The sequence below is a fragment of the Bradyrhizobium genosp. P genome, from assembly GCF_049949265.1.
GTDB lineage: Bacteria > Pseudomonadota > Alphaproteobacteria > Rhizobiales > Xanthobacteraceae > Bradyrhizobium.
Genome location: NZ_CP188195.1, coordinates 1,289,479 through 1,305,594, shown reverse-complemented (window position 1 = coordinate 1,305,594; position 16,116 = coordinate 1,289,479). Strand labels below are relative to the sequence as shown.

The following is a 16,116-nucleotide window of genomic DNA, read 5'->3' as shown; positions in this document are numbered from 1 at the left end:
TGCCCGTACCCCGGTGCTTTTTGTTGCACCGGGCCCGTGGGTGCAATCGGCACCCGGCTTTCCCTGCGCCCCCTGTCCAAAGAGAGGGCAAACGAAATGCAAAGCTCGGGCAATTCATGTCGCGAGATGGCGGACTTTTGCGCAAATGCCAAACACCGTCATTGCGAACCAACGGGTCGCGCGAATGCGCGCCCGATGACAGGCTCCGCGAAGCAATCCATCACTTCGCATCTCCGGAACGATGGATTGCTTCGTCGCTATCGCTCCTCGCAATGACGGAGTTTGGTGTTGGATCGCGCAACAAATTCAGTGTCGTCCCGGCGCAGGCCGAGACCCATAACCACAAATGCTGATTGTTGCGCGACACTGGAACGACGAGTCCCGCTCGCAACGCCCGCTGCGGAGTATGGGTCCCGGCCTTCGCCGGGACGACGGTTGTGAATGCGGCATCAGCGCATCACATCGCCCGCGCAAATCTCCGGAAGCCCGGCGCCCCGATCAGCGCTTCGAACGCGGCATCGCGTTTTTCTTCGGCGAACGCAAAGCCCGCTTTGGCGTAGCATCGTTCCGCCGGCTCGTTGCCGATCAGGAACGAGATCGACGCCTGCTTGTAGCCCGCGGCGTTGCCGGCAGCGAGTGCTTGTCCGATCAAGGCCTGCACCAATCCGCCGCCGCGATACACCGCATCAGTCGCAACATACTCGATCATCCAGTCGGCATCGCCGCCCTGGACCCAGCAATTGCGGGCATAGGCGCCGCGCTGGACGATGCCCGCGACATCGATGCCGGTCCCTGCCGCCACCTCCTCGATCGCGGATCGCGCAGCAACTACCGTTCCGGATGCAGGCATTGCGCACAACGCCGCAGCCGGCACGCCGTCGACCTCGGCGATCAGGAAATGGGCGACATGGTACCATGACCTATTACTCGCAACGGCGAGCCGCGCGATGAAGGCAAGGCATTCCGGCTCACCCAGACCGAGCGCGATGTCGAACCAGCCGCGCGGCATTGGACCGCGCTGCGCCGCCAGGATGATGCGGGCGATGAAGGCTGCGTCGTCGGATCGTGCGGGACGGATCGTGTTCCGTCCCACCGCTGCCATCTCAGGTGTTCTTCAGTGCGACGCGGAATTCGGCTTCGGTCTTGGCCTTGACCTCGTCGAGCGTGACGCCGTCGGCGAGCTCGATCAGCGCCATGCCGTCCTTGCCGTGCTTGTCGATTGTGAAGACCGCGAGATCGGTGACGACCATGTCGACGACCTTCTCGCCGGTCAGCGGCAGGTTGCAGCTCTTGAGCAGCTTCGCCCCGTCCTTGGCGGAATGCTCCATCACCACGACCACCCGCTTGACACCGGCAACGAGGTCCATGGCGCCGCCCATGCCCTTCACCATCTTGCCGGGGATCATCCAGTTGGCGAGGTCGCCGTTCTGCGCCACCTGCATGGCGCCGAGGATCGACAGATCGATATGACCGCCGCGCACCATGCCGAACGATTCGGCCGAGGAGAAATAGCTGGTCGAGGGCAATTCGCTGACGGTCTGCTTGCCGGCATTGATCAGGTCGGCGTCGACCTCGTCCTCATAGGGGAACGGGCCCATGCCAAGCATGCCGTTCTCGCTCTGCAGGTTCACGTCGACGCCATCAGGGATGTAGTTCGAGACCAGCGTCGGGATGCCGATGCCGAGATTGACGTAGTAGCCGTCGCGCAATTCCTTGGCGGCGCGGGCAGCCATCTGTTCACGGGTCCAGGCCATGGAAGGCTCCTAACGGTTTTTGGATCAAGCTGCGGGGCGCGGGCGGGTGTTGCGAAACTCGATCCGCTTGTTGCCGGTCCCGACCTCGATGATGCGCTTCACGAAAATGCCGGGCGTATGGATGTGGTCCGGATCGATCTCACCGGCCGGCACGAGGTGCTCGACCTCGGCGACGGTGAACTTCGCGGCGGTCGCCATCATCGGGTTAAAGTTGCGCGCGGTCTTGCGGTAGACCAGATTGCCGGCGGTATCGCCCTTCCAGGCGTGGATGATGGCGACATCGGCGAACAGGCCGCGCTCCATGATGTATTTCTCGCCGTCGAATTCCTTCACTTCCTTGCCTTCGGCGATCAGGGTACCGACCCCCGTTTTGGTGTAGAAGGCCGGGATTCCGGCGCCGCCGGCGCGGATCCGCTCGGCGAGCGTGCCCTGCGGGTTGAATTCGAGCTCGAGCTCGCCGGCAAGGTATTGCTGGGCGAACAGCTTGTTCTCGCCGACATAGGACGAGATCATCTTCTTGATCTGCCGCGTTTCCAGAAGCCGGCTCAGGCCGATGCCGTCGACGCCCGCATTGTTCGAGATAACGGTCAGTCCCTTCACGCCGGAGTCGCGGATCGCGTCCGACAGCGTCTCGGCGATGCCGCAGAGGCCGAAGCCGCCCGACATGATCATGATGCCGTCCTTGAGGAGACCATCGAGTGCGGACTTGGCGTCGGGATAGACCTTGTTCATGCGACGAATACCTGATGGAGGGCGCGAACGGCTGACACAGGCAGGATTATTAGGCGAAATCTTCGCGGTGCGTCAATGACAGCCCCCATGCCGCTACGGAAGCCGGCCTGCGACAGCAGGATGGCCTTGAAAGCGACAAGAAAACCCTTCAAATTACGTGGGTTGGCACGGGCTTCCTTGCACAGCCCGCAGTGTTCGACGCGACCCGACAACCTCAACCCGCCCCGGACATGTCACTGACGATGGCCCAAGGAATAAAGCGCCTCGGGATGCCGATCGCGGCACTTTTCAGCCTGGTGCTGATCGGCCTGGCCGTCAATTCCTGGTTCCTCAACCGGGACGCGTTGCGACGCGCCGTCGAAGCGCAAATCCGCGCCGTCACCGGGCTCGACCTCGTCGTCAACGGCCCGATCGATGTCTCGGTGTTTCCGGGTAGCTATGTCTCCTTTCATGATGTGGGGCTCAAGGGCGCAGATACCACCGACCCCGCCTTGCAGGTCGATGTGCTGACCGCGAACCTCCGCCTGCTGCCCCTGATGCTACGGCGGTTCGAGATCGCCGACGTCATGATGCTCCGCCCGCATATTCATGTGGTGCGCGACGCCGATGGCGAGAGCAACTGGACACCGTTCGTCGAAACCATCGCCAAGACGATGACGCCGGGCGCCGAGAACCAGGTGTCGTTCTCCGAGATCCGGATCCAGGACGGCGAAATGAACTACGAAGACGCGACCAACCGCGTCTCCGAACAGCTCGGCGACATCGACCTGTCGCTGGCGTGGCCGTCGATCTCGCGCTCATTTGCCGCAACCGGCCAGTTCGACTGGCGCGGCGAGCGCGTCGATGGCTCGATCAGCGCCAGCGATTTCGTCGCGCTGCTGTCGGGCGAGCGCTCCGGCCTCAAGGCGCGGCTGGCTAGTGCGCCGCTGAAAGTTGCATTCGACGGAACCGTGGCCAACCGCACCAGCCTGATGATGGAAGGCACCGCTACCATGGACAGCCCATCGCTGCGCAGTGCGTTGCGCTGGATGGGACAGGAGCCGCCCGGCGGTGGCGGCGGCTTCGGCCGCTTCGCGCTAAAGGCGCGCACCAATGTGGTGGGCGGCTCGGTCGCGCTCACCAATGTCAATGTCGAGCTCGACGGCAACGTTGCCGAAGGCGTGATGACCTACGCCAATAACGGCCGCCACACCCTGCAAGCGACGCTTGCGGCCGGCAACCTCGACTTCACACCCTACATCTCGACCTTCCGCCTGCTGGCCAGCGGCCAGCGCGACTGGAACAGGCAGTTGTTCGACCTGTCCTCGCTGTCGACCACCGACCTCGACATGCGGCTATCGGCGGCAAAGGTGACGGTCGGTCCTTCCAAGCTCGGCCGCACCGCGTTCGGCGCCAACTTACGCGGCGGCGCCCTCGCGCTCAGCGTCGGCGAGGCGCAGATGTATGGCGGTATCGCCAAGGGCTCGTTCGCGGTGGCGCGCTCGGACGCGGTCGCCGACGTCAGGGCGCAATTCCAGTTCACCGATGTCGACCTGCAGGCCTGCGCCAGCGAATTGTTCGGCATCACAAAACTGTCCGGGCGCGGCAACCTCAACGTCTCGCTGACGGCGTCCGGCTCGAGCCCGTTCGGGCTCGCGCAATCGCTCGACGGGACCGCGACGCTGATCGGCCATGACGGTGCGATCGCGGGCTTCAATGTCGAACAGCTGCTGAAGCGGCTGGAGCGGCGGCCGCTGTCCGGCGGCGGCAATTTCCGCACCGGCTCGACGCCCTATGACAATCTCAATGTCTCGGTGAAATTCTCCGACGGCGTGGCCACCGCCGATGACATTCGCGTCGAGGGCCCCGCAGCGAAGATCACGCTGACCGGCACGGCCTCGGTGCCGGCACGCGAATATGATCTCAAGGGCGTCGCCAGCCTGACCTCCACAGCCGCCGGCGGCAAGGCTTTCGATCTGCCGTTCGTGGTGCAGGGCCCGTGGGATGATCCGTTGGTCTTTCCCGATCCGGACAGCCTGATCCGGCGTTCGCCCGGTGCCACGCAATTGCTGGACTCGCTCAAGGACAGCAAGGCGCGCGACGCGGTGCGCTCGGTGATCGAGCGCTTGACCGGCGGCGGCGCACGGCAGGCAGCGCCCGCCGCCGCGACCAGCGCGCCCCTATCAGCGCCGGCGGCCGCCGAGAATGCAAAATCGAACTGACCGAGCTCTTCGCTTTCCGCATAGGTGCGGCGGTCACGCGGCCGCGCACCCGCGAGGCCCCCTACACAAGTCGTCGACGCCCCATCTGGATCAGGTCACAGCCATGCGCTAGTGTTTTACCCAACCGGTTAAAAAAGCCGGCATGACGAGGGAGAACAACGTGAGATCCAAGGTTATCGGTGCGCTTTCACTCGCGGTCGCAGCCGTCGGCCTGTTCGCCGCCACTGCCCCCGCTCTTGCCCAGGGCAAGACGATCACCGTCTGGTGGGGCAAGGGATTTTACAAATCCGAAGACGACGCACTGCTCGATACGATCAAGAAGTTCGAAGCCAAGACCGGCATCAAGGTCGAATTGTCGCAATACGCGATCCAGGACATGATTCCGAAGACGGTCGCCGCGCTCGACTCCGGCACCGTGCCCGATGTCGCCTATTCCGACACCTACGACGTGCAGGCACAGGGCAAATGGGCATTTGAAGGCAAGCTCGAAGACCTCTCGGACGTCATGACGCCGATCCAGGATCGGTTCGTGCCGAACACGCTGGAAGCGTCGAAGCTTTATGACAACGTCGCCAAGAAGAGGTCCTATTACGGCTTCCCGCTGAAGCAACAGAGCATGCACGTCCAGATATGGAAGGACATGCTGGAAAAGGCCGGCTTCAAGCAGGAGGACATTCCGACCACCTGGAACGATTACTGGTCGTTCTGGTGCGACAAGGTGCAGCCGGCGATCCGCAAGGCGACCGGCCAGCGCATCTACGCGGTCGGTCAGCCGATGGGCGTGGAATCCACCGACTCCTTCCAGTCGTTCTACACCTTCATGGACGCCTACCACATCAAGCTGGTCGACGACGACGGCAAGCTCTTGGTCGACGATCCCAAGGTGCGCGACGGCCTGATCCACGCGCTAAAGGACTACACCGACACCTACATCAAGGGCTGTACGCCGCCCTCCTCCACGACCTGGAAGGATCCGGACAACAACGTCGCCTTCCACAACAAGACGATCGTGATGACTCACAATTTCACGATCTCGATCGCGGCGAAGTGGTTCGAGGATTCGACCAACCCTGCGCTAACCGACGCGCAGCGCGCCGCCGGCAAGCAGGCCTATGAGCAGGACATCATCACCGCCTCGTTCCCGAAGGCGCCGGACGGATCGACGATCAAGTACCGCTCCGACGTCAAGACCGGGTTGGTCTTCACCGCGGCCAAGAACAAGGCCGAGGCCAAGCAGTTCATCAGCTTCCTGCTCGAGGAAGACAACGTCCGGCCCTACATCGAGGGCGCGCTCGGCCGCTGGTTCCCGGTGACCAAGGCCAGCCAGGCCAGCCCGTTCTGGCAGGCCGACCACCATCGCAAGGCGGTCTGGACCCAGTTCACCGGCGGCACCGCGCCGTTCGACTTTACCAAGAACTGGAAGTTCACCATCCTGAACAACGAGAACGTCTGGGCCAAGGCCATGAACCGCGTGGTGAGCGAGAAAGTGCCGGTGGACCAGGCCGTCGACGAACTGATCACCCGCATCAAGCAGGTTGCGGGGTAACGCACACGATGACGGCCGCCGCGAACGTATGTTCCCGTCGTCCCTGCGAAAGCAGGGACCCATACGCCGCGGCGGTCATTTTGGACAATGCCGGTGATCGGCTTTCGTGCGACAACAGAGACCGGTGGTTATGGGTCCCTGCCTTCGCGGGGACGACAGTATAGGCGCGGCGACATCTAGTTCTAAGAGTAACCGAATGGCGATCACACTGTCAGCATCCGACATCCCGAGCCCGCCTTTGTCGGCGCGGCTGACGCCGCCGCAGATCTGGGGCATCGCGCTGCTGACGCCCTATCTCCTAGTGTTCCTCGCCTTCGTCGTCTATCCCGTCTGCTATGGCCTGTGGCTGGCGCGCCACCCGGCGAGCTATGTGGCGCTCTATAACGACCCGATCTTCGCGCGCGCCGCGGTCAACACGCTGATCTTCCTGCTCATCGGCATCAACATCAAGATGCTGATCGCGCTGTTCCTGTCGGGCTTCTTCGTGCAGCAGCGCAGCTGGATCAAATGGCTCTCGGTGCTGTTCATCCTGCCCTGGGCGGTGCCTTCGATCCCGACCATCCTGTCGGTGCGCTTCATGCTCAATCCGGAATGGGGCATGGTCAACCAGATCATCTTCAAGCTGACCGGCGACGACGGGCCGAACTGGCTGAACGATCCGACCGTTGCGCTGACGATGGCGATCGGCGTGCACATCTGGAAATCGCTGCCGTTCTGGACCCTGATCCTGATCACCGGGCGGCTCGCCATCTCCAACGACCTGTTCGAGGCCGCCGATGTCGACGGCGCGAGCTGGTGGCAGAAATTCCGCTTCATCACCTGGCCGTCGATGCAGACGCTGTACATCACCTGCACGCTGCTTTCGATGATCTGGACGCTCGGCGATTTCAACAGCGTCTATCTGCTCACCGGCGGCGGGCCCGCCGACCTGACCCATGTGCTGTCGACGCTCGGCATCAGATATCTGCGGCTCGACCAGCTCTCGCTTTCGATGGCCTCGATCGTCTGCGCGATGCCGTTCGTGCTGCCGCTGGTCTATTACATGATGAAACGGTTGTCGCGATGAAGCTGCCCACCCTCCGCGAAGTCGGCACCGAAGCCAAGCTGCTCTTGATCGGCATCCCGGTGTTCATCTGGACGATGATTCCGATCTACCACATGTTCGTGTTCGCGATCTCGCCGAAGGAGGACGCGTTCTCGGGCAAGCTGTGGCCGGACCATCCGACGCTGCATAATTTTTCGATCGTGTTCCACCAGCAGCACTACTTCCTGCGCGACTTCTGGATCCAGTTCTGGAATTCGACCGTGATCGCGCTGGCCGTCGGCGCGTTGACGCTGTTCGTCGCGACCGCCGCGGCGTTCTCGATCTCGCGGCTGCGGGTGCCCGGCGGCCGCGTCGTGATGAACCTTGCGCTGTTCACCTATTTCATCCCGGCTGCGTTCCTCGCCGTGCCGATGTACCGCACGATGGGCACTTACGGCCTGCTCAACAATCACTGGTCGCTGATCCTTGCGATGGTGACGATCGCCTCGCCCTACGCGATCTGGGTGCTGAAGCAGGCTTCTGACAAGCTGCCGGTCGAGCTCGACGAGGCCGCGACCATGGATGGTGCCACCACGTTGCAGCTGTTCCGGCTGGTTTATCTTCCTCTGATGATGCCCTCACTGGTCGCGATCGGCACCTACGCGATCCTGCTCGCCTGGAACGAATATCTCTACGCGTTCCTGCTGCTCTCGAACGACACTGACATCACGCTGCCCGTCGCGCTCGGCAACTTCCTCTCCGCCGACGACTCGCCATGGGAGCTGTTGATGACCACCGGCTTCATCTATGCGCTGCCGCCGGCCGCGATCTATTACGTCTTCAAGCGCTACATGGTAGGCGGCTTGACCGCCGGCGCGGTGAAGTCGTGAACGGCTACAAGGGTGCTGCGCTCTCGCCGCGCGAACTCGACAGCTTCGAGGCGAACGAGGCCACCACGATGATGACCGCGATCAGGCCGATCACCAGCGTGCAGATCGCGTTGATCTCGGGCTTCACGCCGAGACGGACCTCCGAATAGATCCGGATCGGCAGCGTCGACGAGCCGGGGCCGGTGGTGAAGCTCGCGATCACGACGTCGTCGAGCGACAGTGTGAAGGCCAGCATCCAGCCGGCGACGATCGCAGGTGTGATCAGCGGCAGCGTCACCAGCAGGAACGCCCGCACCGGATCGCAACCGAGATCCATCGCCGCTTCCTCCAGGCTGCGGTCGAGCGAGGTCAGGCGCGACTGCACCACGACCGCGACGAAGCACATCGTGAGCGTGGTGTGGGCGATCGTCACGGTCCAGAAGCCGCGCTCGGCATTCAGCGCCACGAACAGCAACAGCAGCGACAGTCCGGAGATCACCTCCGGCATCACCAGCGGCGAATACAGCATGCCGGAGAACAGCGCGCGTCCCCGGAACCGCTCGCCGCGCGCGAGGCCGACCGCCGCCAGCGTGCCAAGCAGGGAGGCTGATGTTGCCGACACCGCGCCGACGCTCAGGCTCATCCAGGCCGCCTCCAGCATGGCGCGGTCGTTGAAGAACTCGTGGTACCAGCGCAGCGACCAGCCGCCCCACACCGTGACCAGCCGCGAGGCGTTGAAGGAATAGATCACGAGGATCACGATCGGCAGATAGAGGAACGCCAACCCGAGCGTCAGCGACGTCATGTTGAAGCGCGTGATCCGGGTGACGGTGCCGGCCATCAACGGCCGCCTTCGAGCTGACGCCGCTGCAAGCGGTCATAAAGTACGAGCGGCGGCACCAGCAGGAGCAGCAGCGCGACCGCCCCAGCCGAGGCAACCGGCCAGTCTTTGTTGGTGAAAAACTCCAGCCATAGCGTCTGCCCGATCATCAGCGAGTCGGAGCCGGCGAGCAGATCGGGAATCACAAATTCGCCGACGATCGGAATGAAGCACAGTAGCGCGCCCGCGCCGACGCCCGGCAGCGACAATGGGAACGTCACCAGCCAGAACGCCTGAAGCGGCGAGGCGCCGAGATCGCCGGCGGCTTCCAGCAGCGACGCATCCATCTTGGAGAGCGTCGCGTAGAGCGGCAGAATCATGAACGGCAGGTACGAATAGACGATGCCGAGATACATCGCGCTGTCGGTCGACAGCCAGACCACCGGTGCGGACACAATGTGCAAGGCCAGCAGGATCTTGTTGAGCAGCCCGTCGTGCTGCAGGATATTGATCCAGGCATAGATGCGGATCAGGAACGACGTCCAGAACGGCACGACGACGAGCATCATCGCCACCCCCTGCCAGCGCTGCGGCAACCGCGCCATGCCATAAGCGATGGGGTACCCGATCAGCAGCAGGATCATCGTCGAGGTCACCGCGACGATGAGGCTGCGGAGATAGGACAGGATGTAGAGGTCGTCCTGTAGCAGTAGCCTGAAATTGTCGAACGACAATTGTGCAAAGGCCGCGGCCAGCGCCGCACGCCCTTGGGTCAAGTCGAACACCGGCGTGTAGGGCGGCTGCGCGATCACGGTCTGCGACAGGCTGATCTTCAGCACGAAACCGAACGGCACCAGGAAGAACAGCACCATCCACAGATAGGGCGCGATCGCGGCAAGCCGCGCCGGGCGGGCGAAGATGCGGCGCGCGCTCATTGCTCGAGCACCATGCAGTCGTCGGCCGTGAACCACGCCACCACGCGCTGGCCGGCCAGATAGGCATCGACATCGAGCCGCGCGGTGTTGGCCATCGACGCGCGTACCATGGCCCCCGATTCCAGCCTCACTCTGTAGGTAGTGACGCCGCCGAGATAGTTGACGTCGGCAACGACGCCTTCCAGCCGATTGATCCCGATCGAACCGCCCTCCTCCGATGCCGGCGCGCGGCGGGATAGCTTCACCTTCTCAGGCCGTATCGCGACACTGACGACGTCCTTCGTCACCGGCGGCCACAGCTCGCTGACCACGAGCGACCCTGCCTCCGATGTCGAGACTGTCAGGCGACTATGTTCGCGCGACACGACCCGGCCATTGAACAGGTTGATGTCACCGACGAACTCGGCGATCCAGCGCGAGGCCGGCGCTTCGTAGAGATTGCGCGGCGTCGCGACCTGCGCGAGACGGCCGGCGTCCATCACCCCGATTCGGTCAGCCATCGTCATCGCCTCTTCCTGGTCGTGGGTGACGATGATGAAGGTCGTGCCGAGCCTCCGCTGCAGCTCCGTCAGTTCGGCTTGCGTGCTCTCGCGCAGCTTCTTGTCGAGCGCGGCCAGTGGCTCGTCGAGCAGCAGCACCTGCGGGCGGCGCGCCAACGAGCGCGCCAGTGCCACGCGCTGCCGCTGCCCGCCCGAGAGCTGGTCCGGCTTGCGCTTCTCGAGTCCCTCGAGCTTGACGAGCGCCACCATCTCCGCGACGCGGGTTGCGATATCGGTCCGCGCCATGCCGGCGCGCTTCAGGCCGAAGGCGATGTTGTCGCGCACCGACAAATGCGGGAACAGCGCGTAGTTCTGGAACATCATGTTGACGGGCCGTTCATGCGGCAGCACCGCAGCGATATCCTTGCCGCCGAGCAGGATGCGGCCCTCATCCGGCGTCTCGAAGCCGGCGAGCATGCGCAGCAGCGTGGTCTTGCCACAGCCGCTTGGGCCCAGCAGCGCGAAGAACTCGCCGGCACGGATATCGAGCGAGAGCTGGTCGACGGCGCGGAAATTGCCGAACGATTTGGCGACACTCTCGATGCGCAGCAGGGGCATGTCGGGCGCAGCCGGTTCAGGCAGCGGCCTGGCCGCCTCCACACTCGCTTCGCTGGATGTCACGTCCTTCAGCCCCGATTCCCCGCCGGTCCGACAATGGCCGCAAGCTAGCGGCGGATCGACATCGGCTCAACCGCTTCACGCGGCAACTCCCGCAATATTGTCGCCTCCCGCGTCTCTGCTACACTTCAGGCCGAACTCGGGAGGACAACCGATGAAGCTCGACCGCTACGGCCTGCCGCTGACCACCACCTCGGACCGCGCCGCCGCATACTATGTCGACGGCGTCGATCGCATGCTTGCGGCCCTGCATGGCGCGGATGCGGCGTTTGACGCCGCGATTGCCGAAGATCCGGACTTCGCAATGGCCCATATCGGGCGCGCCCGTGTGCACCAGCTCAACATGGAAGGCGCTGAGGCCCGCGCCAAGGCGGCAAAGGCCCGGGAGCACGCGGCAGCTACGAGCCCGCGCGAACGCCAGCATATCGAGATCATGGCGTCCGCGATCGAGAGCCAGGCCAAGAAGGCCATGACGGCCGCCGAGCAGCATCTGGCGGAGTATCCGCGTGACGCCCAGGTCCTCTCGCTGCTACTCGGCGCCTTCGGCCTCTATGCCTTCTCCGGCCGGGCCGATCACGACGCGGCGCGGCTCGCGGTCTGCGAACGCTACGCCGGCGATTATGGCGAAGACTGGTGGTTTCTCACCTATCTCGGCTGGTCGAAGACCGAAGCGGGCGATGTCGTCTCCGGACGCACTATCACGGAGCGCGGCTACGCCCTGAAGCCGGAGAACGCCAGCGCGGCGCACGCCGTCGCGCATGCGCTGTTCGAGCAGGGCGACGGGACGGAGGGCCGCGCGTTCCTGTCGGGCTGGCTGCCGGCAAATAATCGCACGAGCTTCCTGCAGGGACACCTGGCATGGCACCTCGCATTGATCGCCCTTGAAGAAGGCGATGCCGATGGCGCGCTCGACATCTACGAGCGCCATCTCAAGCCGGCGGGGCGCCCCTATCCGCCGCTCAACATCTATACCGATACAGCCTCGCTGCTCTGGCGGCTGTTACTCGCCGGAAAGACGGGCCTTGAATCGCACTGGCAGGATGTCGCCGCCTATGGCGACAGATATTTCCCGAAAGCCGGCGCGCATTTCGCCGACGTGCACCATGCGCTGGTCGCGGCCACGACGAGTGGCGGCGCCTTGCAGACGCGGCTTGCCGAAATGGAAGCGCGTAACGCCGACGGCAGACTGGCGCCGGGCCCCTCCGCGATCGGTCTTTGCCGCGGGATCGCGGCCTTCGCTGCGGGCGACCATGGCGACGCCGTCCGCATCCTCGCACCGTTGATGCCCGAGCTGGTGCGGATCGGCGGCAGCCACGCCCAACGCGAATTGTGGGAAGACACCTTCATTGTGGCGTGCCTGCGCGCCGGCCAGGGCCGGCAAGCGACAGGCCTGATCTCGGAGCGGCTGCATCGCCGTCCATCCCGGCGCGACCTCGATTGGTCGCAGGAGGCCGCACGGCAATAGAGCATGGATCCGGAAAAGTGGAAACCGGTTTTCCGAAAAGATCATGCTCAAACAAGAGACGAGATCATGATGCGATTTCTCGTAATCGCTTCATGATCTCCCGCTCAGTCCTCGTAGCTGTCGATGACAGCGTCGGCGACGGCACGCTTGGTGATGATGCCAACCACGTCATTGACGCGCGGTCGCGCCTTGCCGCGAAACACGATCGCGGCACCGGCACGGTGACGCTTCAGCCGCGCAAACGCCTGGCTCAGGAGATCCTCGTCACGGCAGATGACGAGCCGGCTTTCGGCATAGCGTTCGACCATCACGTCCGGATTGGTGCGAGCCTCGAGCCAGAGGCCCGAACGCGGGGGAACGAGCCCGACGATGTGGCCGTCGCGTTCGACCACGATGGCACGAACATCGTCGATATCCTCCGGAAGCATGGCCTGCCGCAACGTCGTTCCCGCCTTGGCGATAATGAACTTGCGCTCCATGATGTCCTGCGCCTGCTTCACCAGATACAGGTTGATGTGGCGCTCCTTGGGGATGCGATGGCCGCGATGCCGCAATTTGACCGTGTAGATCGTCTCCCCGATCAGCGCGCGCCGGACACCGGCGGCGAGCGCCACCGCAATGATCACTGGCACGATGATCGCGTAGTCACGGGTCATCTCGAACACCATGACGATCGCCGTCATGACGCCGCCGGTGCCGGCGCCGACCATCGCGGCCATGCCGATGATCGCCGCCGACGGCAACGAGAGGCCGGAATGCGGAAAGACCATGCCCATCGCTGCGGCGAAGGCAGCACCGAGCGTGGCGCCGAGATAAAGCGAGGGTGAGAAGATGCCGCCCGAGGCGCCGCAGCCGAGACTGACCGTGGTCGCGACCATCTTCAGCACGAACAGCAGGGCGAGCAGGCCCACTGCCGTCATCTTCTGATTGAGGATCGACTGGATGACCGAATAGCCGACGCCATTGACGTAGGGCTCGCCGAACATGTGGGTGAGCGCCACCATCATGAGCCCGATGATGGTCATTCCGACAATGTTCTGGATGTACTCGCCGCCCGGCAGCTTCGGAAGCCCGTCCTCCATGAACACGAGCATGCGGATGAAGGCCCACGCGGCGACGCCGCAGAGCAAGCCGAGCAGGACAAAGCCAAGGATTTCGACCGGAGCGTTCACGCTGGCCAGCGAAAACTGGACATTCGGAACGGCAAAGGCCGGATCCGGCCCGATCAGGATCCGGCCGACCGTCGTCGCAGCCCCCGTCGCCACGACGACGGGGAGAAACGTGCGATTGGAAACTTCCGGCAGGAGAATCTCGAGCGCAAACAGCACGCCGCCGAGCGGCGTGTTGAAGGTCGCGGCGATTCCCGCGCCTGCGCCCGCCGACAGCAACGTGATCTTCTGCCAGGTCGACAGGCCGATGAATTGCGAGAAGGAGGACCCAAGTGCCGAGCCGATCTGGATGATCGGCCCTTCACGCCCGACCGCCGCGCCAGTGCCGATCGAGATCGCGGAGGCCAGTGCCTTGACGACGGCCACCATACCGCGAATGTTGCCGCGCTTGTAGAACACCGCGTCCATCACCTCGGGCACGCCATGGCCCTTGGCCTCCGGCGCGAAACGCCTCACGAGGAACACCACGATGAGGCCGCCGATGATGGGCGAGAACAGCACCAGGTCACCGAAACGGCTCGGACCATCGCTCACATTGGCGTCATAAAAGAAGCTCAGCGTGCCATTGTAAGAGAGGTTGTGCACCATGGCGATCAGCGCCCGAAACACGACCGCGCCTAACCCGGTCATGATCCCGATCACCAAAGCGAGCCCGCAAAGCGTCAGCAGGCTGACCCGCCGTTCCTCGCTGGCCGGTTTGCTTCTGGAACCGAGGAGCGCTGGTTCGGCTCCGGAAGTCATGACGGCGGGCATTCGGATTCACCGTTGGCTGAGACGTTTTCAAGGCACGAATATACCAATCCGCCGCAGATGAAAGCGCTTATTGCCCCCGCGCGCATGCGCCCACCGCAGACCTGAAACAAAGACGCGTTTTCGATCATTGAAATGAACAATGTTTCGGCAGAAACAAATCAACCGCGAATCCGCTAGCATCTGCGTGCTCACGGACTCGCAGCCATGAATGCGGCGAGAGCCTCGTGATCGGCTTGCGGCATGCTCAGCCCGAGCTTCGAGCGCCGCCACAGGATATCATCAGGAAAGCGCGCCCACTCCCTTTGCATGAGATAGCGAACCTCCGCGCCCGTCAGTTCAGGACCGAAGGCGGGGCCGAGATCGGCCTTCTCCTTGGCGTCTCCCAGGATGTCCTTGACGTTCAGCCCATAGGCGGCGACGAGCCGCCGCGCCTGCTCCTCGCCGAGAAAGCGCCAGCGGTCGCGCGCGATATCGACCTCGGTCTCGAAACGGGGCCACGCGAAGTCGCCGCCAGGCAACGGCGCATTTGCAGTCCAGCGCGGCGTCATCGGATAGAACCGCGTGAATTCCGAGACGACTTTCTCGGCGCGACGCCGCGAGGTGGTGACGTCACCGCCCAGGATCGTGAGCAGCGGCGCCTTGCCGCGCCTGAAATCGAGTCTCGTCGCCCCATCGGCGGTGCGCCGGCGGGCGGGTGCGGCGACGGAGTTGGCACCGGTGACCGTCCGCACCACGTCGACCGGGGCGACCTGCTCGCGAAAGTAGCGATTGGCCGCATCGCAGAGATAGGCGACATCATCGACGCCCATCGCGACAACAGCCGGATCGCCCTTGAACGGTCGACCGAAAGTGCCGATCAGGGTGAAATTGCGCTCATAAGGGCTGGCGAAGATCAGCCGTCCGTCGCGGTTCTGAAACACATAGACATTGTCGCTGTCGAACAGCCTGCGCACCACGATCTGGCTGATCTGCACGGTGTCGAGCGGCGGCGCGGGCACGCGCAGAATGGTATCGGTGACGGACGCTGCCCAGGCGCCGGTCGCGTTGACCAGCGATCGCGCCGTGATCACCTGGCGATAACCACGATCGATCACGATCAGCCGCCAGGTCGCACCACGATCCGCGCGCGTCACGCGCGCACCAGTCCGGATATCGGCGCCGTGCGCAGCAGCGTCGACAGCGTTGAGCACGACGAGCCGGGAATCGTCGACGATGCAATCGGAATACTCGAACGCAGTTCCGAACGGCCGCTTCAGCGCATTGCCGACCGGATGGTGGGTGACGTCGACGGTCGCCGACCGCGGCAGGCCCCCGCGCGACGCCAGCCGGTCGTAGAGCAACAGCCACGAGCGCAGCTGCCATGGCGGCCGCTCCTCGGCATGCGCGGGGATCGCAAAGCGCGCCGGCCGCACCAGATGCGGCGAGATGCGCAGCCACACATCACGCTCCTTCAACGCGGCATGGACGCGGAAGAAACTCCGCCGCTCCAGCCCCGCCAGATCGCCGTGGACCAGCCGCGGCGAGGCCGACGAGGCGCCGGAGCCAAGATCGCCTTGCTCAAGCAAGACGACGCGCAGGCCGCGGCCGGCGGCATCGCGAGCCACGCTCGTGCCGTTCAAGCCGCCGCCGATGATCGCAAGATCATAGTCCGCCATCCGCAAGGCCTATCGCATTTCTGTGCGAACAGACTA

The 16,116-nt window shown here is 64.0% G+C and carries 13 protein-coding genes; 5 read left to right on the top strand and 8 right to left on the bottom strand.

The features are described from left to right. Window positions 1-457: 457 nt before the first annotated feature. From ACP2YO_RS06285 to ACP2YO_RS06275, 3 genes are read right to left on the bottom strand one after another with little or no spacing between them, the layout of a single operon-like run. On the bottom strand, window positions 458-1,102 hold the full coding sequence (locus tag ACP2YO_RS06285; RefSeq protein ID WP_426440068.1) for a GNAT family N-acetyltransferase: 645 nt from the start codon (window positions 1,100-1,102) through the stop codon (window positions 458-460). Between the two features lies 1 nt (window position 1,103). Next, window positions 1,104-1,754 (bottom strand): 3-oxoacid CoA-transferase subunit B, encoded by a 651-nt coding sequence (locus ACP2YO_RS06280; protein ID WP_426440066.1) that lies wholly within the window; start codon window positions 1,752-1,754, stop codon window positions 1,104-1,106. 24 nt (window positions 1,755-1,778) lie between these two features. After that, window positions 1,779-2,486 (bottom strand): CoA transferase subunit A, encoded by a 708-nt coding sequence (locus ACP2YO_RS06275; protein ID WP_426440064.1) that lies wholly within the window; start codon window positions 2,484-2,486, stop codon window positions 1,779-1,781. 242 nt (window positions 2,487-2,728) lie between these two features. Between ACP2YO_RS06275 and ACP2YO_RS06270 the strand changes: the two genes are divergently transcribed. The 4 genes from ACP2YO_RS06270 to ACP2YO_RS06255 all read left to right on the top strand — a co-directional run bounded on the left by ACP2YO_RS06270 (window position 2,729) and on the right by ACP2YO_RS06255 (window position 8,147). After that, window positions 2,729-4,687 (top strand): AsmA family protein, encoded by a 1,959-nt coding sequence (locus ACP2YO_RS06270; protein ID WP_426440062.1) that lies wholly within the window; start codon window positions 2,729-2,731, stop codon window positions 4,685-4,687. Window positions 4,688-4,847: 160 nt separating this feature from the next. Beyond that, complete coding sequence (locus ACP2YO_RS06265) at window positions 4,848-6,233, top strand: ABC transporter substrate-binding protein (protein ID WP_426440060.1); 1,386 nt, start codon at window positions 4,848-4,850, stop codon at window positions 6,231-6,233. 196 nt (window positions 6,234-6,429) lie between these two features. After that, the gene (locus tag ACP2YO_RS06260; protein WP_426440058.1) at window positions 6,430-7,299 is read left to right on the top strand and encodes a carbohydrate ABC transporter permease; all 870 of its coding nucleotides are present in this window, start codon (window positions 6,430-6,432) and stop codon (window positions 7,297-7,299) included. Continuing rightward, entirely contained in the window at window positions 7,296-8,147 is an 852-nt protein-coding gene (locus ACP2YO_RS06255; protein WP_426440056.1) for a carbohydrate ABC transporter permease, read from the top strand. The genes ACP2YO_RS06260 and ACP2YO_RS06255 overlap by 4 nt, the downstream gene beginning before the upstream one ends. A 4-nt stretch (window positions 8,148-8,151) precedes the next feature. Here the strand turns inward: ACP2YO_RS06255 and ACP2YO_RS06250 are convergent, their stop codons facing one another. From ACP2YO_RS06250 to ACP2YO_RS06240, 3 genes are read right to left on the bottom strand one after another with little or no spacing between them, the layout of a single operon-like run. Then, window positions 8,152-8,967, bottom strand: a complete 816-nt coding sequence (locus tag ACP2YO_RS06250) for an ABC transporter permease (RefSeq protein ID WP_426440054.1) — start codon at window positions 8,965-8,967, stop codon at window positions 8,152-8,154. After that, on the bottom strand, window positions 8,967-9,881 hold the full coding sequence (locus ACP2YO_RS06245) for an ABC transporter permease (RefSeq protein ID WP_426440052.1): 915 nt from the start codon (window positions 9,879-9,881) through the stop codon (window positions 8,967-8,969). The genes ACP2YO_RS06250 and ACP2YO_RS06245 overlap by 1 nt, the downstream gene beginning before the upstream one ends. Beyond that, entirely contained in the window at window positions 9,878-10,978 is a 1,101-nt protein-coding gene (locus ACP2YO_RS06240; RefSeq protein ID WP_426443085.1) for an ABC transporter ATP-binding protein, read from the bottom strand. Before ACP2YO_RS06240 ends, ACP2YO_RS06245 begins: the two co-directional genes overlap by 4 nt. 295 nt (window positions 10,979-11,273) lie before the next feature. Here ACP2YO_RS06240 and ACP2YO_RS06235 point away from each other — a divergent pair, with 295 nt between their 5' ends. Further along, window positions 11,274-12,503, top strand: a complete 1,230-nt coding sequence (locus ACP2YO_RS06235) for a tetratricopeptide repeat protein (RefSeq protein ID WP_426443084.1) — start codon at window positions 11,274-11,276, stop codon at window positions 12,501-12,503. 104 nt (window positions 12,504-12,607) lie between these two features. On the opposite strand, the gene ACP2YO_RS06230 is transcribed toward ACP2YO_RS06235, so the two are convergent. Next, the gene (locus ACP2YO_RS06230; RefSeq protein ID WP_426440050.1) at window positions 12,608-14,425 is read right to left on the bottom strand and encodes a chloride channel protein; all 1,818 of its coding nucleotides are present in this window, start codon (window positions 14,423-14,425) and stop codon (window positions 12,608-12,610) included. A 188-nt stretch (window positions 14,426-14,613) separates the two neighbouring features. Beyond that, window positions 14,614-16,080 (bottom strand): glycerol-3-phosphate dehydrogenase, encoded by a 1,467-nt coding sequence (locus tag ACP2YO_RS06225; RefSeq protein ID WP_426440048.1) that lies wholly within the window; start codon window positions 16,078-16,080, stop codon window positions 14,614-14,616. Window positions 16,081-16,116: the final 36 nt, after the last annotated feature.

What these genes read in the sequence shown, in the direction of transcription:
- ACP2YO_RS06285 (WP_426440068.1), bottom strand. Translation starts at nt 1,102, where the DNA reads ATGGCAGCGGTGGGACGGAACACGATCCGTCCCGCACGATCCGACGAC.
- ACP2YO_RS06280 (WP_426440066.1), bottom strand. Translation starts at nt 1,754, where the DNA reads ATGGCCTGGACCCGTGAACAGATGGCTGCCCGCGCCGCCAAGGAATTG.
- ACP2YO_RS06275 (WP_426440064.1), bottom strand. Translation starts at nt 2,486, where the DNA reads ATGAACAAGGTCTATCCCGACGCCAAGTCCGCACTCGATGGTCTCCTC.
- ACP2YO_RS06270 (WP_426440062.1), top strand. Translation starts at nt 2,729, where the DNA reads ATGGCCCAAGGAATAAAGCGCCTCGGGATGCCGATCGCGGCACTTTTC.
- ACP2YO_RS06260 (WP_426440058.1), top strand. Translation starts at nt 6,430, where the DNA reads ATGGCGATCACACTGTCAGCATCCGACATCCCGAGCCCGCCTTTGTCG.
- ACP2YO_RS06255 (WP_426440056.1), top strand. Translation starts at nt 7,296, where the DNA reads ATGAAGCTGCCCACCCTCCGCGAAGTCGGCACCGAAGCCAAGCTGCTC.
- ACP2YO_RS06250 (WP_426440054.1), bottom strand. Translation starts at nt 8,967, where the DNA reads ATGGCCGGCACCGTCACCCGGATCACGCGCTTCAACATGACGTCGCTG.
- ACP2YO_RS06245 (WP_426440052.1), bottom strand. Translation starts at nt 9,881, where the DNA reads ATGAGCGCGCGCCGCATCTTCGCCCGCCCGGCGCGGCTTGCCGCGATC.
- ACP2YO_RS06240 (WP_426443085.1), bottom strand. Translation starts at nt 10,978, where the DNA reads ATGCCCCTGCTGCGCATCGAGAGTGTCGCCAAATCGTTCGGCAATTTC.
- ACP2YO_RS06235 (WP_426443084.1), top strand. Translation starts at nt 11,274, where the DNA reads ATGCTTGCGGCCCTGCATGGCGCGGATGCGGCGTTTGACGCCGCGATT.
- ACP2YO_RS06230 (WP_426440050.1), bottom strand. Translation starts at nt 14,425, where the DNA reads ATGCCCGCCGTCATGACTTCCGGAGCCGAACCAGCGCTCCTCGGTTCC.
- ACP2YO_RS06225 (WP_426440048.1), bottom strand. Translation starts at nt 16,080, where the DNA reads ATGGCGGACTATGATCTTGCGATCATCGGCGGCGGCTTGAACGGCACG.